Annotated in this window: 19 protein-coding genes; 2 read left to right on the top strand and 17 right to left on the bottom strand. The window is 64.6% G+C overall.

Annotated elements, in window-relative coordinates; genetic code table 11:
* Positions 1-2 precede the first annotated feature (2 nt).
* The 12 genes from D4754_RS17055 to D4754_RS17000 form a co-directional block, all read right to left on the bottom strand.
* On the bottom strand, positions 3-770 hold the full coding sequence (locus D4754_RS17055; RefSeq protein WP_121066048.1) for an enoyl-CoA hydratase/isomerase family protein: 768 nt from the start codon (positions 768-770) through the stop codon (positions 3-5).
* Positions 767-1,879, bottom strand: coding sequence for an extracellular solute-binding protein (locus D4754_RS17050; protein ID WP_121066045.1), 1,113 nt, complete (start codon positions 1,877-1,879; stop codon positions 767-769). Before D4754_RS17050 ends, D4754_RS17055 begins: the two co-directional genes overlap by 4 nt.
* Positions 1,879-3,069, bottom strand: a complete 1,191-nt coding sequence (locus D4754_RS17045; RefSeq protein WP_121066042.1) for a CaiB/BaiF CoA transferase family protein — start codon at positions 3,067-3,069, stop codon at positions 1,879-1,881. The genes D4754_RS17050 and D4754_RS17045 overlap by 1 nt, the downstream gene beginning before the upstream one ends.
* A 14-nt stretch (positions 3,070-3,083) precedes the next feature.
* Positions 3,084-3,869: an SDR family NAD(P)-dependent oxidoreductase gene (locus D4754_RS17040; protein WP_121066039.1), complete on the bottom strand. Its 786-nt coding sequence runs from the start codon at positions 3,867-3,869 to the stop codon at positions 3,084-3,086.
* Positions 3,866-5,044, bottom strand: a complete 1,179-nt coding sequence (locus D4754_RS17035) for an aldose 1-epimerase family protein (RefSeq protein WP_121066036.1) — start codon at positions 5,042-5,044, stop codon at positions 3,866-3,868. Before D4754_RS17035 ends, D4754_RS17040 begins: the two co-directional genes overlap by 4 nt.
* A 101-nt stretch (positions 5,045-5,145) precedes the next feature.
* Complete coding sequence (locus tag D4754_RS17030) at positions 5,146-6,060, bottom strand: sugar phosphate isomerase/epimerase family protein (protein WP_121066033.1); 915 nt, start codon at positions 6,058-6,060, stop codon at positions 5,146-5,148.
* Between the two features lie 16 nt (positions 6,061-6,076).
* Positions 6,077-7,162: a Gfo/Idh/MocA family protein gene (locus tag D4754_RS17025; RefSeq protein WP_121066030.1), complete on the bottom strand. Its 1,086-nt coding sequence runs from the start codon at positions 7,160-7,162 to the stop codon at positions 6,077-6,079.
* Positions 7,159-8,196, bottom strand: coding sequence for an ABC transporter ATP-binding protein (locus tag D4754_RS17020; RefSeq protein WP_121066027.1), 1,038 nt, complete (start codon positions 8,194-8,196; stop codon positions 7,159-7,161). Before D4754_RS17020 ends, D4754_RS17025 begins: the two co-directional genes overlap by 4 nt.
* Positions 8,196-9,257, bottom strand: coding sequence for an ABC transporter ATP-binding protein (locus tag D4754_RS17015; RefSeq protein WP_121066024.1), 1,062 nt, complete (start codon positions 9,255-9,257; stop codon positions 8,196-8,198). Before D4754_RS17015 ends, D4754_RS17020 begins: the two co-directional genes overlap by 1 nt.
* A complete protein-coding gene (locus D4754_RS17010; protein ID WP_121066021.1) occupies positions 9,254-10,189 on the bottom strand; it encodes a carbohydrate ABC transporter permease in 936 nt (311 codons plus the stop codon). The genes D4754_RS17015 and D4754_RS17010 overlap by 4 nt, the downstream gene beginning before the upstream one ends.
* Positions 10,186-11,046 (bottom strand): carbohydrate ABC transporter permease, encoded by an 861-nt coding sequence (locus D4754_RS17005; RefSeq protein ID WP_121066018.1) that lies wholly within the window; start codon positions 11,044-11,046, stop codon positions 10,186-10,188. The genes D4754_RS17010 and D4754_RS17005 overlap by 4 nt, the downstream gene beginning before the upstream one ends.
* Positions 11,047-11,106: 60 nt before the next feature.
* The gene (locus D4754_RS17000; protein ID WP_121066015.1) at positions 11,107-12,711 is read right to left on the bottom strand and encodes an extracellular solute-binding protein; all 1,605 of its coding nucleotides are present in this window, start codon (positions 12,709-12,711) and stop codon (positions 11,107-11,109) included.
* Between the two features lie 234 nt (positions 12,712-12,945).
* On the opposite strand from D4754_RS17000, the gene D4754_RS16995 reads away from it, so the two are divergent.
* Positions 12,946-13,953 carry a LacI family DNA-binding transcriptional regulator gene (locus tag D4754_RS16995; RefSeq protein ID WP_121066012.1) on the top strand — a complete coding sequence of 336 codons (1,008 nt, stop codon included), beginning with the start codon at positions 12,946-12,948 and terminating at the stop codon, positions 13,951-13,953.
* 271 nt (positions 13,954-14,224) lie between these two features.
* Positions 14,225-15,649, top strand: coding sequence for an alkaline phosphatase D family protein (locus D4754_RS16990; RefSeq protein ID WP_121066009.1), 1,425 nt, complete (start codon positions 14,225-14,227; stop codon positions 15,647-15,649).
* Positions 15,650-15,822: 173 nt separating this feature from the next.
* Here D4754_RS16990 and D4754_RS16985 read toward each other — a convergent pair whose 3' ends face one another.
* The 5 genes from D4754_RS16985 to D4754_RS16965 form a co-directional block, all read right to left on the bottom strand.
* Entirely contained in the window at positions 15,823-16,788 is a 966-nt protein-coding gene (locus tag D4754_RS16985) for an ABC transporter ATP-binding protein (RefSeq protein ID WP_121066006.1), read from the bottom strand.
* A complete protein-coding gene (locus tag D4754_RS16980; protein WP_121066003.1) occupies positions 16,785-17,771 on the bottom strand; it encodes an ABC transporter ATP-binding protein in 987 nt (328 codons plus the stop codon). Before D4754_RS16980 ends, D4754_RS16985 begins: the two co-directional genes overlap by 4 nt.
* Before the next feature lie 13 nt (positions 17,772-17,784).
* Positions 17,785-18,726 (bottom strand): ABC transporter permease, encoded by a 942-nt coding sequence (locus tag D4754_RS16975; protein ID WP_121066000.1) that lies wholly within the window; start codon positions 18,724-18,726, stop codon positions 17,785-17,787.
* Positions 18,726-19,712 (bottom strand): ABC transporter permease, encoded by a 987-nt coding sequence (locus tag D4754_RS16970; RefSeq protein ID WP_121065997.1) that lies wholly within the window; start codon positions 19,710-19,712, stop codon positions 18,726-18,728. Before D4754_RS16970 ends, D4754_RS16975 begins: the two co-directional genes overlap by 1 nt.
* Before the next feature lie 119 nt (positions 19,713-19,831).
* The gene (locus D4754_RS16965) at positions 19,832-21,409 is read right to left on the bottom strand and encodes an ABC transporter substrate-binding protein (protein ID WP_121065995.1); all 1,578 of its coding nucleotides are present in this window, start codon (positions 21,407-21,409) and stop codon (positions 19,832-19,834) included.
* Positions 21,410-21,756: the final 347 nt, after the last annotated feature.

Below are 21,756 nucleotides of genomic sequence, written 5' to 3'. Positions count from 1 at the left end.
GGTCAGCGCCGCCGGAAGGCGGGCATGCGTTTGGCGGCGAAAGCGGCGCGGCCTTCGGCGGCATCTTCGGTGGCGAAACAAACCGTCTGAAGATCGCGCTCGTAGGCCACGGCGGATTCGAGCGGCATGTTATAGGCTGCCTTCAGATTTGCACGCGCCGTTTCTGCCGCGATGGGCGCGCGCGCCGCGATGGCCCCCGCGATCTCCCGCGCGCGGGGGATCAGCGCGTCGGGTGCGGTTACGTCGGACACCAGCCCCCATGTCAGCGCCTTGTCCGCCGTCACCGGATCGCCCGTCATCACCATCAGCGCGGCGTTCGACGGCCCGATGGAATGCGCAAGCAGCGCTGTCATCCCGCCGCCGCCGATCCAGCCCAGCTTGATCTCGGGCGCGGCGAGCTTCACCGTGTCGGCGGCGATGCGGATATCGCAGGACAGGGCCATTTCCAGCCCGCCGCCGAAGGCATACCCGTTGATCGCGGCGATGGAGGGTTTCAACAGCCCTCGCAATGCGTCGCAATATTCCCGCCGGTTGCGGAAATCCCAGGCTGTGGCATAGCCGTCGAGTTCCGCAATATCGGACCCTGCGCAGAACGCCTTGCCGGTGCCCGTCAGGATCACGGCGCGGACCTCGTCAGACCCGTTGCAGGTTTCGACAGCGTCGATCATCAGGTCGGCCATTTCCGGCGTCATCGCGTTCAGCTTGGCGGGCCGGTTGTAGGTGATCGTGGCGATGCGGTCTTCGATGGACAGCGTGAGCGGAGCAGTCATGTCAGGGCCTTGTGGTTGGGCAGGCTTTGGCCGTGCATGTCGATCAGCATGCGGGCGATGGTCCGGGCGGACAGCCCACCGGCCAGTGCGTCGCGCAGCGCGACCGAGGCGCGGGACTGGAAGGCGATATAGCCATCGTGGCGGGGTCGGATGGTCGCGGCCTCCAGCGTGGCGTCGGTGTTGGTGTAGAAATCCCCCCATGCAGCGTTGACCATCGGGTCCGCCCACGCGGACCTGAGGCCCGGCTGGCCGTCATGGTCGGGGATGAACCCGGCCTGCACTTCGGGCGACATCAGCCACAGCAGGTGTTCGCGCAGGGTGTCACTGACCTGCGCTTTCGCTGAAATCGCGATGCCCGTGCCGCCCAGGATCGAGCCGGGCCGCACGCCGGACGGCGCATTCCGGAACAGGATCGGGTGCGCACGATCCGGCGCGGCATAGTTCACATAGCCATAGATCAGCGGGATCAGTGCGACGTCGTCGTTGCGGCTCATATGCTCCAGCAACCCGATCGGGTTCAGGTCGCGGACCTGCGCGGGGCTGCTTGCATGGAGCGCGATCAGGATCTCGGTGGCCTCTATGGAGGTTGCCTCGTCCGGCCAGCCGCTGTCGCGCATGTCGAGCGTGGCGTCGATGGAGGCGCATACCGACAGGAAGGACAGGGCCGCATGCGGGCCGGCCAATGACAGGGCAACAGTGCCATCGGCCGAGGCGGCGATGACGTCCGCCCATGTGGTCGGGCGGTGGTCGGTCAGGTCCGGGCGCAGGGCCATGACCTGTGTCGCGGCGTCCAGCGGCAGGGCCCATTGATGCCCGTCCATCGCGTAGCTGGAATAGGCCGGGCCGATGGCGCCACCGGCGATCCGGGCCAGCGCGCCCGCGGGGAACACGTCTTCCAGCGGGGTCAGGCAGCCGGTGGCCAGCGCCTCGCCCAGATGGGGGTGATCCAGCACGACAAGGTCATAGTTCGCGCACAGCTCGGCAATCGGGGCGCTTTCGAACCCTTCCAGCGGCTGGACGGACCAGTCCACCGGCCCGCCATCGGCCTGTGCGGCGGCCAGAGCGTTATAGCCGCGCGGATGGTCCCAGGTGAGGCCGTGGTACCGCATCACTGCCCCCGCCCGATGGCGCCGGAGCCTGCCATCGCGGCAAGATCGTCGTCGGTGAACCCGGCCTCCTTCAGGATCTCGTCGGTATGTTCGCCCACCAAAGGCGCGCCGCGGCGGACTTGCGACGGTGTGCGCGAGAACCGGATCGGGAAACCGGGTGTCTTTACATGGCCTTCGGTCGGGTGGTCGTATTCGACGAAGGTACCGTTATGGGCGATCTGCGGATCGGCCAGCAGGTCGGCATAGCCATAGACCGGCCCGGACCACACGCCTTCGGCCCCCAGCCGCGCCAGCGCATCGGCGGAAGAAAACTTGCCCACCGCCTCGCGGACCAGTGCGAAGGTATCGTCCCGCTGCTGCCAGCCCGCCACGTCCTTGTCGAGCCCGGCAAGGCGCGGCTCGTCCAATGCTTTCGCAAGCCCCGGGAAATCCGGCATGGCGATGGCGATGAACCCGTCCGTCGTGGCGAAGGTGCCGTAGGGAGACCGGATATAGCTGTGCGCGTGCGGTTCCGCCGACCGCCTCTGGGGGATGTTGCCCACGGTGAAGACCGACAGTTCCTGCATCTGGATCGTGGTGATCGCGTCGAGCATGTTGACCTCGACCTTCTGGCCTTCGCCCGTGCGTTCCCGGTGAAGAAGGGCCGCCAGTGCGCCTTCGAAAGCGGAATAGGCGGTGACGGCATCTACAAGGTACTGCCCCGCGGCCTGCGGAGGCTCGCCTTCACGACCAGATGACAGCATGGCGCCCGACATCGCCTGAAGCAGCAGATCCTGTCCGGGCCACTGGGCGTGGGGGCCGGTTTCACCGTAGCCCGACATGGACACGTAGATCAGGCCGGGATTGATCGCTGACAGCGTTTCGTAATCCACGCCCAGCCGTCCGGCGACACCGGCGCGATAGTTCTGGATGAAGACGTCGGCCTTCGCCACCAGCTTGCGGATCACCTCCTGCCCGCCGGGGGATTTCAGATCCACCGCGACGGACCGCTTGTTGCGGTTCAGCGACAGGAACGACACGTTGATCTTGTTGCCCTTCGCGCCGCCCGCGGATTCATGGCGCTGCCATTCGCCGGTGACGGGTTCGATCTTGATCACGTCGGCGCCCAGATCGCCCAGCCGCTGCGCCGCGAACGGGCCGGCCATGGCGATGGAGCAATCGAGCACGGTATAGCCCTTGAGGATGCTCATGGAGATCAGGTCCTTCAGTTCATGTTCCAGCCGCCATCGACGGCCAGCGATTGTCCGGTGATGAACCCCGCCCCGTCCGAAGCAAGGAACAGGATGGCGGCGGCGATGTCCTGCGGATCGCCCCGGCGCTTCAGCGCCTGGTGGTCCAGCACGAAGCGGGTATAGCCTTCGGGATCGGGGTGGATCTTTTCGGCATCCGTCGGGAAGGCACCGGGCGCGATGGCGTTCACCGTGATCCCCCATTTGCCGAATTCCCGCGCCCAGGCCCGCGTCAGGCCCATCAGCGCGCCCTTGGACTGGACGTAGGGGGCAAGATTTTCCCATCCGCCGGTCAGCGTGATCGAGGTGATGTTGATCACCCGCCCCCAGCCCTGCGCCCGCATCCCGGGCAGGGCTGCCTTGGTGCAGATCAGCGCCGCTTCGACATTCACGGCATGAACCGCCCGGTGTTCGTCCAGCGAGAACTCCTCGAACGGTTTCGACGGGTAGATGGCGGCGTTGTTGATGACGACATCCAGAGGTTTGTCGGCCGTGATCTCGGCAAGCTTCGCCTCGAGCGCCTTGGTATCCGCCAGGTCCATCTCCAGCAGGTGAAGCAGGGAAGCCAGATCCTCGGGCGTGTCTTCCAGCAGCGAGAGGTTCTTGGTGTGGTCCCGGTCCAGCGCAAAGACCTCGGCCCCCGCTTCCAGCATGTCGAGCGTCGTGCGATGGCCCAGCCCCCCGGCGGCACCGGTGTAAAGTACGCGGCGCCCGGCCAGCGTGGCCGCCTTGGTGCCGATATCGGGCAGATGTCGGTTCATGAGCGGCCTCCGATGGGAACGAACTGGCCGGAGGGCGCGGGGTAATCCTCCTCCGGCTGGCGGGCGATGGCGGCGATCCGGGTTTCGGCATCGGCGATGGCATCGGCATCTGGCAGGATCGTGAAACGCGTGTCGTAGCGGCGGGACTGGCCGTGGGTCAGCCAGATCATCTCGCCCCGATCCCGCGCGGCTCCATTGCCCAGCACGTGATGCGTCGATGGTTCGATCCCCAGCGCGTACTGGCCGGCCTGCAGGTTCTGCCATTCGTAAAGGCAGGGAAACTGATCCTTCCGCGTGGTGGCCATCAGCCCCAGCCCCAACCGATCATTGACCAGCGCAACGGGGACTTCGCCTTCGGCATCCGTACCCATCTCGTGCTGCCAGACCTGTTCGTGAAAATCCGTCTGCGGGCCGGGGAGCGCCCGATAGCCGACGCCCTGCCCATCATAGCTGTCGGCGTGCGCGGCCCAGACCACGTCGCGGATCGGGGCGATGTAGCGCGCGCCGTCTTCCAGCACGGGATGGCCCACGTTGATATGGTAGCAATACATGTGCGGCGTCTTGTAGAAGCCGCGATTGGTGACCTCGTCGGTCATCCGGATCTCGTCCGAGCCGACCTCGACCTCGATCCGGCGGGTCAGTTCCAGGTGTTCGCCGAAGACCGCGGCCTGTGTCACGACACCTTCGGCCCACAGGAACGCGCGGTCGCCCTCCCACCGCGTGCCATAGCCCGACAGCCGCGCAGGGATCGTGCCGACCCGCCCGTGCAGCGACTGCCTGGCCACCGCGCGCGGGCCGTAGACATAGCTTTCGGTCGGCGCGTCGTACATGAACAGCGTATGGTCCAGCCCGCAGGTAACCATCAGGCCGGAAAACGATCGCAGCCAGCCCAGCCCGCCTTCGCCTTCATATTCGTGCAGGCCCGGATGGCGGAAGCCCGCGGGGGAATGCCAGCCGATGGCGCGGCCGGCATGTTCGCAATCGGCGATGTCCATCGCGCGGTCCACCAGCACCGTGAAGCGCAGGCCCGATCCGGTGCGGAATTCCAGCATCCGGATGCCGCGTTCCAGCCCGTCCGACAGCTCCATCAGCCGCACGCCCGCGGCATGGCCCAGCGATCCGCTCAGCGCGGCGGCCTCGTGCCGGGACAGCTCTTTTCCGTATAGCTTGACCATGGCTTCTCCGTTTGCCGGCACGCCTGTGCTGCGGCACCTTTCATTATCGTCGCTTTGGTGTGGCTGGGCCGCGCGGGGGAACGCGGCCCGGCCCCGAGGCGTCAGAGCCCGTGTGCGCGCAGCTTTCCGTCGATGAAGGCCTTGGCGCGCGGCACGTCGCTTTCGTCCAGATGCTCGATGATCATCGGGATATTCGGGTGCTTCTGGGCCAGCCGCTTGAAGTAGAGATCGTAGTTCAACTCTCCCAACCCCGGGGCGGGGAGTTCGATCTCGCCCACGCCGCGGAAGGTGTGGCTTTCGGCGGCGCTGTCATCGCCGATATCGGAATGCTTCTCCGACTTGTCGTCTCCCGACCGCTTCACGTCCTTGGCGTGGCCGATATAGATCTTGTCGGACAGCGCATCGAAGACCTGGTTCAGGATCTTGTCCATGTCGTCGATGTTGTGGGCTTCGAAATAGTTCGTGGGATCCATCAGCAGGCCCAGTCCCGGATGATCCACCTCGGCGAACATGCGCAGGGTTTCCTCGACCGAGCCCACCACGTTGTTGACGTAGGTTTCCAGCAGGAACACGGCGCCGTTGTCATAGGCGAACTGCGCCAGATCGGCGATCACGGCGCGGCAATCTTCCCAGCCTTCTTCGGTCTTGTTCTTCGGGTGATGCACCCAGTCGCTTTCGGTATCGAAGGTCCCCGTTTCCGAGATCACGTAAGGCGATCCAAGGTACTGCGCATGGGCGATGAGTTCCTTCAGGCGCGCCAGCCGTGATTTGCGTGTCTCGGCATCGGGGTGGATGATGTTCGTGTAGCCCGAAATGCAGCTGACCGGCAGGTCGTGATCGCGGAAGGTTTCGCGGATCGTCTTGCATTTTTCCGGCGTGATCTGGCCGTCGGTGACATCGAGGTCCTTGAAGTGCAGGTCCAGCTGCACCGTGTTGAAGCCATGGCCGCGGATCACCTCGGCCGTTTTCTTCAACTCGTAGGGGAAGTACCCCGAGAAAATTCCTGTCTGCATCATGATAAGGTTCCTCCCTTTAATCGTCAGTAAGATCGAGTCGCACCGTGCGGCCCTCGTCGATGGATCGGTACGCGGCCTCAACCAGCGCCATCGTGCGCACGTTGTCGGCCACGTTCAGAACCGGTTCCGTACCGGTGTGAAGCGCGTGCTGGAGCTGCTCCATCACGCCGATGAAGGCATGCGGGAACCACATCGTGTCCCATTCCGGGCTGACCCATTTGCCGCCCGTCGTGTCGGCCGAGGCATATTCCAGCGTCGATGCCGCGCCTGTCGGCCAGCCGATGGTGCCGCGGGCCACGCCACGGGTGCCTTCGACACGCCATGTGATGTGCTGATCGTCCTCGTAGCCGTCTTCCCGCGGGCCGGACCACACGTCCTCAAGGCTCAGCGCCATCAGGCCGGACGGGAAGCGCAGCGTGGTGACCACGATGCCGTCCTCGTGCTTGAATTCCGTGCGCGGGTCGGTGCGGGTCAGGCTGGTGACCTCCTCCGGGTCGCCAAACAGGAACCGCAGCGCATCGAGGTGATGGACCGACATGTTCGACAGCGTCAGCCGGTCATAGCCTTCAAGGAACCCCTGCCAGTGCGGGATCGCGTGCATGTCGATCTGGGCAAAGACCGGATCGCCCAGAACGCCCGCGTCCAGCAGCTGCTTCAGCACCTGCATCGACTGGTCGTAGCGCATGTTCTGGTTGACACTCAGCGCCTTGCCGGCGGCCTTCGCCTCGTCCCGCAGCGCGCGGGCGTCTTCCAGCGACAGGGCCAGCGGCTTCTGCGCCAGCACGGCCTTGATATGCGGCGCGGCGAGCGCCTGGCGGATGATGTCGGGTTGCTGGTCGGGCGGATAGGCGATGTCCACGATCTCGACCTCGGGGTCCGCGATCAGCGCATCGGGCGTGTCGTGGACCTTGGCGATCGACCAGCGTTCAGCCACCGCAGCCGCGTTGACCCTGGTGCGCGAGGCGATGGCCACCACGGGAAAGCCTGCCTCGGCATAGGCGGCTAGGTGGCATTCGGCCATGATCATGCCGGCGCCGATGCAGCCAATACGGTAGTCCCTGACCCGGACGTCCGGGTCAGGCTTCGCGATGAAGTCCTTCATGTTCTCTCCTCCTCTCGGCGGGCGCTTTCCAGCGCCGCGCCGCCCTCGTCGAAAAAATGCGCCCGACCGGGATCGACCGACAAGCCCACAGGCTGCCCGACCGTGTATTTCGGTTGCCCGCGCAGCGTTGCGCGCAGGGTCGTGTCCCCCGCCTGAACGGTCAGCGTTGTGAAAGCTCCCATCGGCTCAACGTCAGCGATCGTTCCGGCCTCACCCACGCCCACGCGCAGGTTTTCGGGCCGCACGCCAAGCTGGTCGGCCCCACGGGGAGCCGCGTCGACGCTCAGCCGGGATGCCATCGTGATCGGCACCACGTTCATCGCGGGCGCGCCCAGCATTCCGCCGACATAGGTCGAATTCGGGCTGCGATAGAGCTCCTCCGGCGTGCCGGTCTGGCAGATCCGCCCGTCGCGCAGCACGGCCATGCCATCGGCAACCGACATTGCCTCCTCCTGGTCATGGGTCACGTAGACGAGCGTCTTGCCCAGCTCCTGCTGGATACGGCGGAGTTCCACCCGCGTCTGTTCACGCAGCCGCGCGTCCAAAGCCGAGATCGGATCGTCCATCAGGTACGCCGCCGGATCGCGCACCAGCGCGCGGGCGATGGCCACGCGCTGCCGTTCACCGCCGGAAAGCTGGGCCGGCGGCTTGTGCAGGATATGGCCGATATGAAGCTTTTCCGACACGGCCGAGACCTTCGCCGCGATCTCTGCCTTGGGCATCCGGCGTTCGACCAGCGGGAAACGCACATTGTCGAGCGCCGACATGTGCGGGAACAGCGCCAGGTTCTGGAAGACCATCGCCACGTTGCGTTTGGCGGGGCCTATGTGGGTTACCGGGCGACCGTCGATCAGGATTTCGCCCGCGTCGGGCTGTTCAAGGCCAAGGATCAGCTTCAGGATCGTCGACTTGCCCGAAAGCGGCGGGCCGAAAAGGCAGAAGAAAGCGTTGTCGCGGATATCGAAACTCACGTCATCGACGGCCAGCGTGTCGCCGAAGCGCTTCGTCACGTTGCGAAAGGAAATCGAGGCCATCAGAGCGCCCTTTCCGTTTGGGCATCGAACAGCCGGACCGATGCGGCGGGGACCGAGAAGCGGATCATCCCTCCCTGGTCCGGAACCTGCGTTTCGGCATCCAGCACGGCTTTGGCGACATGCGGGCCTTCCGCAAGGTGGAGGATGATCCGCGCACCGATGCGTTCGACCATGGTGATCGCCATCTGGATCGGGCCGTTCGGGTCCGGGTGCACTTCTTCCGGCCGGAAACCGAAGATCACCGGGCCGGTGCCGGGCGCCGTCACGGGGCCGGAATGGCCCGCGGCGCCCAGATCGACGACAGGGCCGCTGTCGCCGCCGGTGATCCGACCGTCCAGAAGGTTCATACCCGGCGCGCCGATGAAGCGGGCGACGAAGGTATCGGCGGGGTGGTTGTAGACCTCGATCGGGGTGCCGACCTGCAACAGCTTGCCGTGGTCCATCACCGCGATGCGGTCGGCCATCGTCATGGCTTCCAGCTGGTCGTGGGTGACGTAGACCATGGTCTGTTTGAACTGCCGCTGAAGCGATTTCAGCTCCTGACGCATTACTGCGCGGAAGGCGGCATCGACGTTCGACAGGGGCTCATCAAGCAGGAAGATCGACGGTTCGACCACCGCCGACCGGCCGATGGCCAGCCGTTGCAGTATGTTGACGGAAAGCCCCGCCGCACGCCGGTCCAGAAGGTCGGTCAGTTGGAGAAGCTGCGCGATCTCTCCCACCCGGCGCTGGGTTTCGGCGCGTGACACGCCCTGCGCCTTCAATCCGTAGGCCAGGTTTTCGCGCACGGTCATGTGGGTGAAGATGGCATAATTCTGGAACACGAAGCCCACGCCCCGCCGCGCCATCGGCATGCCGTTCATGGGCTTGCCGTCAAAGCGGATCTGGCCTTCCGACGGCTCCAGCATCCCGGCGATCATGTTCATCGTCGTCGACTTGCCGCAGCCCGACGGGCCCAGCAGCGCCACGAATTCGCCCTGCGCGATGGTCAGGTTCATGTCCTTCAGCGCGGTGAAATCGCCGAAGCTCTTTCCCAGATTGTCCAGCACGATCTCGGTCATGATGCTTTCCTCATGCGGGAGATGGCCAGGCCAGACACGACGGACAGCACGATCAGGATCGCCAGCGCCATCGCGGCGACGTAGCCCCAGATCAGGTCCTGCTGGGTGACCTTGTAGATGTGGATGGAGATGGTCTCGGTCGCCACGCCCGGCCCGCCGCCGGTCATGATGTAGAAGTTGTCGAAGACCTTAAAGTTCTCGATCACGCGGATGGCGATGGCGATGATGATGATCGTCTTCATCCGCGGCAGCACGATGGTGCGGAACCGCCGCCACCAGCTTGCCCCCAGAAGCACGGCCGCCATCTGCTGGTCCTGCGGGACCGACACCATGCCGGCCAGAAGGATCAGGAACATCAGGGGCGTCCACTGCCAGATGTCCGACAGGATCACCGCAAACAGCGCAAGGTTCGGATCGGACAGCCACGCAATGGTGACGGGGGAACCTGCGAAGAACGACAGGATGTTGTTCACCGGCCCGCCCGACTGGAAGAGCATGAAGAACATGTATCCGGCGACCGCGGGCACCACCATCATCGGCAGCAGCGCGGTGGAATAGAGCACCCGTTTCCCCGGGAATTCATCCACGAACAGGATCGCAAGGCCGAGCCCAAGCAGGAACTGCGCGGGCACGCAGATCGCCATCACGATACAGGTCCGCCACATGGCGCCCCAGAACCGTGGGTCGTTCCACAGGTCGATATAGTTCAACAGCCCGATCCACAGCTCGTAGGCGCGGTACCACGGGATTCCGTCCAGCGGCGACCAGTCCGTCAGCGAGATGTAAAGCTGCATCAGGATCGGGAACAGCGCGATGAACAGGACCAGAAGCTGCGTCGGCAGCGTTAGCCAGAAACCAAGGCGGGCGGATTCGGACTTGCCCTGATCCTCGGGGGCGGTCTCGGTCGGGAGGGAGGAGGTCAAATCGGTCATTCCTTCAGCGCTCCGAACGTCAGGCCGCGGACAAGCTGCTTCTGGATGGCGATGCCCATGATCACCGGCGGGACGGCCGCGATCAGGCCAAGGGCGGCCTTGGCACCGTACAGTTGGCCCGTCATCGAGGACGACAGTGACGCCATGTAGACAGGGATCGTGACCCAGTCCCGGGTCGTGAGCAGAAGTGCGATCAGGTAGTCCGACCAGTTCAGGATGAAGATGAAGAGAGCGGAGGACGCGAGTGCCGGGCGCATCATCGGTAGCGTGATCCGCAGGAACACGCGCCAGCGCGAACAGCCTTCGACAAGGGCCGCGTCCTCGATCTCGCGCGGCATGTCGTCGAAGAAGGTCTTCATCAGCCAGAAGGCGAAGGGTAGCGTGACAATGCCGTAGATCAGGGCAAGACCCCACCAGCTGTCGATCATTCCCAGAAAGGCCCACATGATCATTACCGGGATCATCACGGCCATCGGCGGAAACAGCCGCAGCTGCACCAGCGCCAGAGGCAGGTTCCCCCCCGCACCGAAACGCGACAGGCCATAGGCGGCCGAGGTGCCGGCGAACATCGCGATGAGGGTGCCGAAGGTGGCCGAAAGCAGCGACGCCAGGATCGGACGTCCGGCGGTGCGTTCAAGAGCCACGATCAACTCGGACGCGCTTTGCCCGAAGATGAACCGGAAATTGTCCAGCGTCGGGTTTTCGGGCCACCAGGTCAGATCTGCGCCCGAAGCCTGCCATTCGGCAATCGGCTTGAACGCCATCGACACCATCCAGAGCGTCGGGATCAGAGACAGCGCCAGAAACAGCGCGATGGCCGTGTAGCGGAAGATCTCGAACGAAAGGGAACGTTGCATGCGAAAGGGTCCGTCAAAGGGGCCGGGCAGCGCGAAGCCGCCCGGCCAGGTCGGGGAGGATCAGCCGAGAGGGGAATCGGTGATGGTCGGCCAGGCTGCCTTGTTGGCCTTGATGGCCGAGGTCAGCTTGTCTTCGCCCACGCGCCGGGCGATCCGTTTCCATTGCCGTTCGGTATTGGCCATCGCCTCTTCCGGGGTCATCGAACCGGTCAGCGCCGCCATCAGGCTTTCGTCCAGCGCGTTGTGAAACGCGGTGGCGCCGGGATAGTTGATCGTCGGCACCGTGCGCTTCACGCTCTCGCGGACCACGTCCATGTGGTAGGCGTGGTAGGTCTGACGAACCAGCGGATCGGCGAAATTGGCCAGCTGGAACGGGTCGAAATAGCCGCCCGGGTTGGCCGTCATCCACGAATAGATCCGGCTGGAGCCCAGCCATTGCAGCAGAAGATAGGCCGCTTCCGGGTGTTCCGACTGCGACGAGACACTGCCCGACAGGTTCAGCCACAACACCGTGCGCCGCACCAGATCGTCGCCGAACTGCCGCCCCGGCGGCAGGTGCGATCCGACCCGGCCGGTGACCTTCGATCCCGTGTTCAGCGGGTTGTCGAGGAACTTGGGCAGATTCGAGAACGCGCAGGTCATCGCCGCGCCCGCATTGGCAAAGTTGCCGTACTGCTCGGGCCAGCCCCACGAAATCGCGTCCTTGGAATGGTAGGACAGGCTGTCGACATATTCCTTCGTCGCCTGAAACCCCGCGTCCGAGTTGATCAGCGGCGTGCCGTCATCGTCGAACAGGAACATGTCGGGATTGGCCATCGAGACATAGCGCTGGTACCAGTTGGTATAGCCCCAGCCCTGGTTGCGCAGATCGGTACAGCCCAGCAGCCCTTCGTCGGGACGATGGAAGAAGGTCGCGATATCGTCGTGCTGGGCCCATGTGATCGGCATCCCCAGCTCGTACCCGTGCTGGTCGGCAAAGGCCTTCTGTTCTTCGGGGTTTTCGAACAGGTCGGTGCGGTGGTTCCAGATCTGGAAATCGCCATCCAGCGACACACCGTAGATCGATCCGCGATAGCCGTTCAGCAGCGAAACGCCCTGTTCGCCATTCACGTAGCCGCGTTCGGGATCGTCCCATTCCGGCTTGTAGGTGGCGACGTAATCGTCAAGGTTCACGATCCCGCCGGTTTCGGCCAGATCGCCCAGGCGGTTCCATTCCACCGCGTAGATGTCGAAGCCGCCCGACTTGGTCGAAACGTCCTGCATCACCTTGGTGAATTCCTGCCCGTTGGGCACGCCCACGATATCCAGCGTGACGCCGGTCTCCTGCTCCCACAGCTCCTTGATCGACGGTGCGCCTTCAGGGAACGGCTGCGTCAGCTGTCCGATCGATCCATCCGACAGGCCCAGCACGATGCTGTCGGGCGCCTTGCCCGCGGCCTTCAGCGCCCGGATGCCTTCGATGGCCCGGCCTTCCGGCGTATCAGGCCCGTATTGATAGCGTTCCGCCCCGGCAAAGCCGGTAGGTCCGCCGATCATGCCGTCTGCCAGCCCGTCTGCCGCCCGCACCCGGTCGGGGCGCAGATACAGCGGAAGTGCGACAAGCGCGGTGGTTTGCGTCGCCGTGCTCAGGAAACGGCGCCGCGAGAATTGCGGTTCCTTGGTCATGGTATCCTCCCTTTTCCCGCCAGCGCTCCTCAACGCAACGGCGATGGGCAGACCATTTGCCATTCATGATGGCCAAACAATCATCATTTAACCTCATTTCGCCTCATTCCCGGCATTCCAGCGTGATTTTCGATTGCCCTGCTTCGATCTCTAACGGAAAATGACGGGAATGATGAGGTTTGCCGACCCGCTCTGATGGAATCGGTCCGGCATCCCGAAGGAGGTATTCGAGCCATGCGCACCACCGTGGCCCAGATCGCGCGCGAGGCTGGCGTGTCGCCCGCGACGGTCGATCGGGTTCTGAACGACCGTGAAGGCGTGCGCCCGCGGACGCGGGATATCGTGATGCAGATCGCAACGCGGCTGGGCTATTTCGGCCCGGCCGAAAGCGACGACATGAAGAAGGTCAGGATGGATTTCGTGCTGCCGGCCGGGTCCAACAGCTTCATGCAGCTCATGCGCCGCAACCTGATGGAAGAGGCGCAATCGCGCGGCAATGTCGACCTGACGCTTCACCAGATCGAAGGCTTCGACCCGTCGGGCCTGTCCGCCCGGCTGATGGCGCTGCGCGGCAAGACGGATGCGGTTGGGCTGGTGTCGCTGGATCACCCCGAGGTGCGCGAGGCGGTCAATGCGCTTTCACGGTCGGGCGTGAAGATCAGCACCCTGCTGTCGGATCTGCCGTCGGTCACGAAAGTGGGCTATGTCGGCGTCGACAACCGCGCGGCGGGCCGGCTGGCCGGGTTGCTCGTGGGTCGCTTCCTGCCGCGCGACATCCGCGCCCACGTGGCCGTCTTCATCGGCAGCCAAGCTTATCGTGGCCACGAAGAGCGCGAGATGGGCTTCCGGTCGATACTGGCCGAGGAGTATCCCGACCTGACGATTTCCGGCCTGACTGAGGTCAGCGACGACCGTGATCGCGCCTATTCCGAAACCCTGCGGCTGCTGGACAGTGACAGGATCTCGGCGATCTACAACGTGGGCTCGGGCAACCAGGGTATCGCCCGCGCACTGCGGGAAAGGCGGCTGGAACGAGACGTCGTCTTCGTGGGTCACGACCTGACAGAAGCCACGCGGATGCTGCTGCTGGACCGCACGATGGACGCGGTCATTGACCAGAACCCCCGCGTGCAGGCGCGCGAGATCGTGAAGCTGCTGGTGTCGGCCGTGAAGGGATCGAGCGAACCCGACTACCCGCCACGGCTTCAGGTGGTCTTCCGCGAGAACATTCCCAGCCAGTAACCCGATGCGACCTGCCTCAAGACGCATCGCACGCACGCCCGCGGCCTGTGCGGCTGACAACAAACTCTGCTCTGCCGATATTGGTACGGAATGAATCTGTCGGGCTCTGAAGTTCCGAACTTCCCGATAGATCCGAGGAGGGATCGCCGAGCGTTTTGAAACTGTGGACCAAGCTCCAAGCGGCCATGACGTCAGCAACGTGCATGAACAGTTGCGCGTGAAATCCGGCGGTGTGCTTGAGCTATTGTCACGGCGGCAATAGCTTACACGGATGCGCACTCAGATCATCGGCCCCATCCTTGTCCTTGACGATGTCCGCGCAAGAGAGATGCGCCTCTCTGCACTCTTCATTACCGAACGGAATGTCACGCCGCCGCCGGTCGAAGCAGGCAAGGCCACCGTAACCCCCGAACAGATCGCCGTTTTTGACGAGGCGTCGGTCTGGCGCGCCCGGTTTTCCGTGCCGGCGGACCGAGCTTCGGAATACGTTTGGAACGGCGAAACCTACGCTGTCGCGGGGGATCTCGCGGGCGATTTCCGTATTGCCTACGTGTCATGTAACGGCGAGGAGATCGGCGATCTCGACCGCGCGGATTCGGAACGGAACGCCATGTGGGAACGATTGCGCGAGGACCATCTCAGGCGGCCTTTCGCGCTGTTGCTCCACGGCGGTGACCAAGTCTATGCCGACGAGGCCACGCTCGGACATGAACTGAGTGAAGGCTGGCCCGACGTTTTGCCACGGGACCCGTCGCGCGCTGCGCTGGCCGATCTGAGGCATCATCTGCGCGAGAAATTCTTCGAGCGCTACGCCATGCTTTATGCGGCGCCGCAATTTGCCTGGATCGCTGCGCGGGTGCCCTCGCTGATGCAGTGGGACGATCACGATATCTGTGACGGCTGGGGATCGCTGCGGCGGTCGAGCACCTATTCGCCGGTCGGACAGACCCTCTTTTCCGCCGCACGAGACGCGTTCCTGATCTTTCAGCAGGCGACGACGGACGGTGATCTTCCGACGCGCTTTGCCGACCCGTCGGGCACGCATCTGGGCTGGTCCATCGAAACTGAGGGCCTGCGCATCTTCGCCCCCGATCTGCGCTCGGAGCGCACGCGGCGCAACATCATGGGCCCGGGGGGCTGGGCCATGATGGAAGCCGAGGCGGCCCGGGAGGTTCGGGGCCGGACTCTGCTCCTGTCCAGCGTCCCGTTGCTCGGACCGCGCCTGTCGCTGCTGGAAGCCGGAATGATCGCGGTCCCGCGCATGCAGAAGTACGAGGACGACCTGCGGGACCAATGGCAAAGCCGCGCGCATCGCGACGAATGGCGGCGCATGCTGCGTCTCGTGCGCGACATGGTTCGAAGGCAACATCACGACGTGACGGCAATCTCGGGCGAGATCCACCTGGCGACGCGGGCGGTCATGGATCTGGGCGGCGGACTGCACCTGCATCAGCTGGTCGCCTCGGGGATCGCACACCGGGCGCCGCCGAAGGCCTGGGCGCGTTTTCTCGGGGCCTTGTCCTGGCTGGGGGAAGACCCGCTGCCGGAGCATCCGATCCGCACGGCCCGGCTGCCCGGACAGCCGAGCCGTTACGTGGCCGAGCGAAACTATCTGGTTCTCGAACGGCAGGATGACACCTGGCTCGCCCGGTGGGAGCTGGAAGCCTCCGGCACAACACCGGCCCTCGCACTCTGACGATCCGACTGGCCAGGCGTATGCTTCACCTGACGCCCTGATTTCGTGGTGAACGTGCCTCTTGGCTACCCAAATGGGTTCCGGCCCCGTGCGCGAGGATCGGTCAGGTCATGTGCACTCGTCCGGACCGGCCGGGCAAAGGTCACAGGGCAAGGCATTTGGGCGCTGTCGCGTCACTCTGCAAGATGGCAGGCCACGCGGGTTGTGCCGATCTCGCGCAGGCGGGGGCGTTCCTGGCTGCACCGGTCCACAGCGATGGGACAGCGGGGATGGAAGGGGCAGCCGGGCGGCGGGTTGATGGCATCGGGGATCTCGCCCTTGGGCGGTTCGGCTTCGCGGCCGAAGGCATCCATCCGCGGCGCGGCCTCGAAGATCATCTGCGTGTAGGGGTGTTTGGGATCTTCGAACAGGCGGTCGCGCGGCGCTTCTTCCACCAGCGTGCCAAGGTACAGCACACCGATCTTGTCGGCCATGTGCTGCACAACGGTCAGGTCGTGGCTGATGAACAGATAGGTCAGCCCCAGCTCCTCGCGCAGGTCGCTCATCAGGTTCAGCACCTGGCTTTGGACCGATACGTCGAGCGCCGAGGTCGGTTCGTCGCAGACGATGATCCGCGGGCCCGAGGCAAGGGCGCGCGCGATGCCGATCCGCTGGCGCTGCCCGCCCGAAAATTCGTGCGGGTACTTGTCGGCGTCGCGGGCCGCAAGGCCCACCTGCTCCAGCAGGCGTTCGGGCAGGCCGGTTGCATCCCCGCCGCGCACCGTGACCGGTTCCGCGATGATGGTGCGCACCTTCCAGCGCGGGTTCAGCGAGGCATAGGGATCCTGAAAGATCATCTGGATGTCCGACCGGACCGCGGCGATCTTTGCCTTGTCGGTCTCGCGATCCAGATCGACACCGTCCACCACCACCCGGCCGCGGCTGGGCGACAGGAGGCCCGCGATGATCTTGCCGATGGTCGACTTGCCCGATCCGCTTTCGCCGACCAGCGCGTAGACCGAGTTCTCCTCGATCCCGAAGCTGACCTCGGACACCGCCGTCAGCAGCGCGCGGGGTTCGCGTTCCAACACGCGGTTCAGCCAGGGTTTCGACACGTCGAAGACGCGAGTCAGGTCCTCGACACGGATCAGGGCGCTCATGACACGGCCTCTTTCGGTTCGGTCAGCGGAAACCAGCACGCGGCGCGGCCGTCGCAGGCGGCAAGCGAGGGGCCGGGGTTCTCGCGGCAGGCGGCTTCGGCGCGTTCGCAGCGCGGGTGGAAAGGGCAGCCATCGGGCAGCGCATCCAGCCGCGGCATGGAGCCGGGGATCTGCCGGAGCCGACGCATCCCCTTGCTGGCCCCGGGGGTCGAGGCCATGAGCCCGCCGGTATAGGGATGGAACGGGCGGGTGATGACCTCGCGCACCGGGCCCAGTTCGACGACGCCTCCGGCATACATCACCGCGATGCGGTCGGCGGCCTCGGCGATCACGCCCATGTCGTGGGTGACCAGCATCACCGCCACGCCGCGGTCACGGCAGAGCCGTTTCAGAAGCGCGATGATCTGCGCCTGAACGCTGACATCCAGCGCGGTGGTCGGTTCGTCCGCGATCACCAGCTCCGGCTCGGCGCAAAGCGCGAGGGCGATCACCACACGCTGCCGCATCCCGCCCGAAAATTCGTGCGGGTAGCTGCCGATGCGCTGGCGAGCGGCGGGAATGCCGACCTCGTCCAGGGCCGCAATGGCGCGTTCGCGGGCCTCGGATTGGCCCACGTCCAAGTGTTCGCGGATCGTTTCAGTCAGTTGATCACCGATCGTCAGAAGCGGGTTGAGCGAGGTCAGCGGGTCCTGGAAGATCATCCCCATCCGCTTGCCCCGCAGGCGCCGCAGCGCCTCTCCGCGCAGGCTCTGGATCGGCTGGTCCAGCAGCCGGACCTCGCCCGAAACGATGCGCGCGGGGCGGTCCAGCAGGCCGATGACGGCGTTTCCGGTCATCGACTTGCCCGCGCCGCTTTCGCCCACGACGCCCAGGATCTCGCCCGCGGCGATGTCGAAGCTGACGCCGTTGACGGGCCGCAGGACGCCGGTGCGGGTTGGGATCTCGACTACGAGATCGCGAAGGGAAAGAACGGGCGTGCTCATCGGGAACGCTCCATCAGCGCAGCTTCGGGTTCAGCGCGTCGCGCAGCCAGTCGCCCAGCAGGTTGATCGACAGGGCAAGCGCCAGCAGCGTTCCCGCCGGGAACAGAAGGATCCACCATTCGCCCGAGAACATGAATTCCTGCCCGATGCGGATCAGCGTCCCAAGGGACGGCCGGGTGGGCGGCGCGCCCACGCCCAGGAAGCTGAGCGTCGCCTCGGCAATGATCGCCAGCGCGAGGCTGATCGTGGCGATCACCAGCACCGGGTTCAGCACGTTGGGCAGGATGTGCCGGATCATGATCGAGAACTTCGCCCGCCCGACCAGCCGCGCCGCCTGCACGTATTCGCGGTTCTTTTCCACCAGCGTGGCGCCGCGCACCACGCGGGCGAACTGCACCCAGTCGGACAGGCCGATGGCAAGGATCAGCACCCAGATCGCCATCTGGTCGCGGTAGGCAGGCGGCGTGATGCCCTTGGCGATGCCGAAGATGAGCATGGCGACAAGGATCGCGGGGAAGGTCAGCTGGATATCCGCGATCCGCATGATCGTGCTTTCCACCCAGCCGCCCAGATAGCCGGCAAGAAGGCCCAGCACCACGCCGACCACCATCGCCAGCATCACGGCAGAGAAGCCCACGAAAAGCGAGATCCGCATGCCGTACAGCATCGTGGAAAAGACATCGCGCCCCTGATCGTCGGTGCCCAAGAGGAAGTAATCGCCGGTGAAGGCGTTTGCCTCACCCGGCGGGGTGAAGCCGTTCATCAGGTTCAGCGTCCCGGGATCGAACGGATTGTGCGGCGCGATCAAGGGCGCAAGAAGCGCGGCGAGCACCAGCACGATCACCACGGCGGCCGAGACAATGGCCACCGGCGTCCGTGTGAAGGAATAGTACAGGTCGCTGTTGCGCGCGCGGGCGAAGCGTGACGGGGCGCGCGGAATCTCGTTCTGCGCCATCAATGTCCTCCGGCGGCTGTGCGATCGACGCGCAACCGCGGATCGATGGCAAAGTAGAGCAGGTCGACGATCAGGTTGATGCCCACGAACATGACCGAAATCATCATCAGGTAGGCGGCCATGACCGGGATGTCGACGAACTGGATCGCATTGATGAACAAAAGGCCCACGCCCGGCCACTGGAAAACGGTTTCGGTAATAATCGCGAAGGCGATGATCGACCCCAGCTGCAACCCGGTGATCGTGATGACCGGAACAAGCGTGTTCTTCAGCGCATGGCGGAAGTTGACCGACCGTTCGCGGATGCCGCGGGCGCGGGCGAAGCGGATGTAATCCATCCGCAGCACTTCCAGCATTTCCGTCCGCACCAGCCGCATGATCAGGGTCATCTGGTAAAGCCCCAGCGTGATCGCCGGCAGGATCAGGGCCTTCAACCCGGATTCCGTCAGGAACCCGGTGGTCCAGCCGCCGATCCGCACGACCTCCCCCCGCCCGAACGAAGGGAGGAGGCCCATCTCGACCGAGAAGACGTAAATCAGAACGATGCCGATGAGGAAGGTCGGCAGGGACACCCCGATCAACGATACGGTCATGATCGCGTTGGCGCTGACCCCCCGTTTTCGGATCGCGGTGAAGATGCCCAGCCCGATGCCGCCGGCCAGCGCCAGGAAGCCCGACACGAAGGCCAGTTCCAGTGTCGCGGGCAGACGTTCCATCAGGATATCGGACACCGGGCGGCCCTGGCGGTAGCTTAGCCCGAAATTGCCCTGCACTGCCTGTTCAAGGAACCGGTAGTACTGCACGACAAAGGGCTGATCGAGCCCGAGCTGGCCGCGCAGCCGGTCGATATCGGCCTGGGTCCGTTCCTGTCCCAGCATGTTGTCGATCGGGTCACCGACGAAGCTGAACATCGAAAAGGCGACGAAGCCCGTGACCAGCAGGACAAGGAGCGACTGTGCGACGCGCCGGATGATATATGCGAGCATCTGACCTCGATGGGCAAACCTGGGGCCTTGGCCCTATGTGCGTTGCCCGCCGCGCGGGATCGGGCGGCGGGCTGCGTAAGGTTCGAAACGCCCCCGGCACAGCGGCCGGGGGCCGCCGGTCAGTTCATCTCGAAGTACTTGAACTTCGGCGAATCTTCCGGATCGACCTCGGTGCCGACCGCATCCGTCATGCCCCAGTTCAGAACCTGGTGGTGGACCGGGATATAGAGCACATCGTCCTGCACGACGCTCCAGATATCCGCGATGGTCTGGTCGCGCACCTCAAGGTCGGTCTCGGAGGCGAGGCTCTGGATCTTCTCGTCAAGCTCCGGGTTCGAATATCCAAGCGCGTTCCAGCTGCCGCGGTCGTCGCCCTTGGTGTGGACGAGGAAGTTGAACACGTATTCCGAATCGTAGGTCGGAACACCCCAGCCCAGCATGAAGAAGTCCGTCTCTTCGTTCGAGATCAGCGGGAAGTGCTGCGCCTTGGGCTTCGCGTCGAGGTTCACCGTGATGCCGATCTGGGCGAGCATGCCCACGGCGGCCTGGCAGATCGCCTCGTCGTTGATGTAGCGGTCGTTCGGGCAATCAAGCTGGATCGAGAAGCCGTCGCCATAGCCCGCCTCTTCCATCAGCGCCTTCGCCTGTTCAACATCGGTGGAGACCGAATTGTCCATTTCCTCGGTCCAGCCGTTGACGAAGGGCGGTGCGATCATGCCGGCCGGCTCGCTCTGGTCGCGCATGACGACTTTCTTGATGGCGTCGCGGTTGATCGCCATGTTCATCGCCTGACGGACCTTCTTGTTGGCCAGCGGGTTCTCGCCTTCGACATCGTCATTCGCCAGATCGTCCGCGCCAAGGTTCAGGCCGAAGAAGATGGTACGGTTCTGCGGTGTGCTTTTGACGGCAAGGCCGTCCGTCTCGCCCACGCGGCCCAGATCCTGTACCGGCACGTCCTGGATGAAGTCGACTTCACCCGACAACAGGGCCGCAACGCGGGTCGCGGCGTTCTGGATCGGGGTATAGACGATTTCAGACACGTCCATCGGGAAGTCCGAGGTGCCCCAGTAATCGTCGTTCCGGGTCAGGACGGTGCGCACGTCCGGCTCGCGGCTTTGCAGCACGAAGGGGCCGGTGCCGTTGGCATTGGTCGAGGCGAAGGTCTGTTCGCCACCTTCATAGTCCTGCACGCCGACCGCGTCGTTCGCTTCGGCCCAGCCCTTGTCCATGATGAACAGGTTGGTCATGTTCGACGGCAGGATTGGGTTCGGGCCGTCGGTGACGAACTCGACCGTGTGATCGTCCACCGCGCGGATCTCGGTGATCGAGTTCAGAAGCTCCTTCATGTCCGATTCCTCGGACATTGCCCGCTCGAACGAGAACACGACGTCTTCTGCGGTGAATTCGGCACCGTCATGGAAGGTCACGCCGTCGCGCAGGTTGAAGACCCAGACGTTGGGATCCTCTTCGCTGGGGGCCCAGTCGGTGGCCAGCGCCGGCTCGAACGCGCCGGTCGTGTCGCGGATGATCAGCGGTTCATAGATCTGGTGCGACAGCGCGTGGGTCGGTCCTTCGTTCTGTGCATGGGGGTCGAGGGTCAGCGAATCCCCCGCACGCGCCCAGCGGATGGTTTCGGCCGAAGCGCCGAGAGCGGTGCTCGACAATAGCGCGGCGGCAAGAAAACCTGTGATTTTCATGAGAATCTCCCTGGTTGAAGTCGGACGTTCATCGCCCGTTTATAGGGTAGATATTAGCGATGGCGGCTTCCGCTTCAAGGGAACGCCCGCATGACCGGACCACAGGGATTAGGTGCCGTGGCGACATCCGGCGTTACCCGGTGCCGCCTGGTGGCCTGGCAAGAACATGTCAGACCTGCGCTTCGCTCCGCCGATCTGGTGACAATACCTATAAGTGTCAGATACTTAGAAACGCCTGAGGTTGCTCACCATGGCCGCGAAGGTGGGTGCAACCAAGTTGGCGATGCCCGGTGATCTCAGCTGCCCGGGGCAATGTCCCGCTGAAACGGTTGAAACAGGCAATGCTC

Origin of the sequence: Chachezhania antarctica (assembly GCF_003646465.1) — a bacterium.
Classification (GTDB): Bacteria; Pseudomonadota; Alphaproteobacteria; order Rhodobacterales; family Rhodobacteraceae; genus Chachezhania; species Chachezhania antarctica.
Note: the sequence above shows the minus strand (reverse complement) of the source record. Positions and strands in the feature narration are given on the sequence as shown.

What these genes read in the sequence shown, in the direction of transcription:
- D4754_RS17015 (WP_121066024.1), bottom strand. Translation starts at nt 9,257, where the DNA reads ATGACCGAGATCGTGCTGGACAATCTGGGAAAGAGCTTCGGCGATTTC.
- D4754_RS17050 (WP_121066045.1), bottom strand. Translation starts at nt 1,879, where the DNA reads ATGCGGTACCACGGCCTCACCTGGGACCATCCGCGCGGCTATAACGCT.
- D4754_RS16995 (WP_121066012.1), top strand. Translation starts at nt 12,946, where the DNA reads ATGCGCACCACCGTGGCCCAGATCGCGCGCGAGGCTGGCGTGTCGCCC.
- D4754_RS16990 (WP_121066009.1), top strand. Translation starts at nt 14,225, where the DNA reads ATGCGCACTCAGATCATCGGCCCCATCCTTGTCCTTGACGATGTCCGC.
- D4754_RS16965 (WP_121065995.1), bottom strand. Translation starts at nt 21,409, where the DNA reads ATGAAAATCACAGGTTTTCTTGCCGCCGCGCTATTGTCGAGCACCGCT.
- D4754_RS17020 (WP_121066027.1), bottom strand. Translation starts at nt 8,196, where the DNA reads ATGGCCTCGATTTCCTTTCGCAACGTGACGAAGCGCTTCGGCGACACG.
- D4754_RS17035 (WP_121066036.1), bottom strand. Translation starts at nt 5,044, where the DNA reads ATGGTCAAGCTATACGGAAAAGAGCTGTCCCGGCACGAGGCCGCCGCG.
- D4754_RS17040 (WP_121066039.1), bottom strand. Translation starts at nt 3,869, where the DNA reads ATGAACCGACATCTGCCCGATATCGGCACCAAGGCGGCCACGCTGGCC.
- D4754_RS16970 (WP_121065997.1), bottom strand. Translation starts at nt 19,712, where the DNA reads ATGCTCGCATATATCATCCGGCGCGTCGCACAGTCGCTCCTTGTCCTG.
- D4754_RS17000 (WP_121066015.1), bottom strand. Translation starts at nt 12,711, where the DNA reads ATGACCAAGGAACCGCAATTCTCGCGGCGCCGTTTCCTGAGCACGGCG.
- D4754_RS16985 (WP_121066006.1), bottom strand. Translation starts at nt 16,788, where the DNA reads ATGAGCGCCCTGATCCGTGTCGAGGACCTGACTCGCGTCTTCGACGTG.
- D4754_RS16975 (WP_121066000.1), bottom strand. Translation starts at nt 18,726, where the DNA reads ATGGCGCAGAACGAGATTCCGCGCGCCCCGTCACGCTTCGCCCGCGCG.
- D4754_RS17030 (WP_121066033.1), bottom strand. Translation starts at nt 6,060, where the DNA reads ATGATGCAGACAGGAATTTTCTCGGGGTACTTCCCCTACGAGTTGAAG.
- D4754_RS16980 (WP_121066003.1), bottom strand. Translation starts at nt 17,771, where the DNA reads ATGAGCACGCCCGTTCTTTCCCTTCGCGATCTCGTAGTCGAGATCCCA.
- D4754_RS17025 (WP_121066030.1), bottom strand. Translation starts at nt 7,162, where the DNA reads ATGAAGGACTTCATCGCGAAGCCTGACCCGGACGTCCGGGTCAGGGAC.
- D4754_RS17010 (WP_121066021.1), bottom strand. Translation starts at nt 10,189, where the DNA reads ATGACCGATTTGACCTCCTCCCTCCCGACCGAGACCGCCCCCGAGGAT.
- D4754_RS17055 (WP_121066048.1), bottom strand. Translation starts at nt 770, where the DNA reads ATGACTGCTCCGCTCACGCTGTCCATCGAAGACCGCATCGCCACGATC.
- D4754_RS17045 (WP_121066042.1), bottom strand. Translation starts at nt 3,069, where the DNA reads ATGAGCATCCTCAAGGGCTATACCGTGCTCGATTGCTCCATCGCCATG.
- D4754_RS17005 (WP_121066018.1), bottom strand. Translation starts at nt 11,046, where the DNA reads ATGCAACGTTCCCTTTCGTTCGAGATCTTCCGCTACACGGCCATCGCG.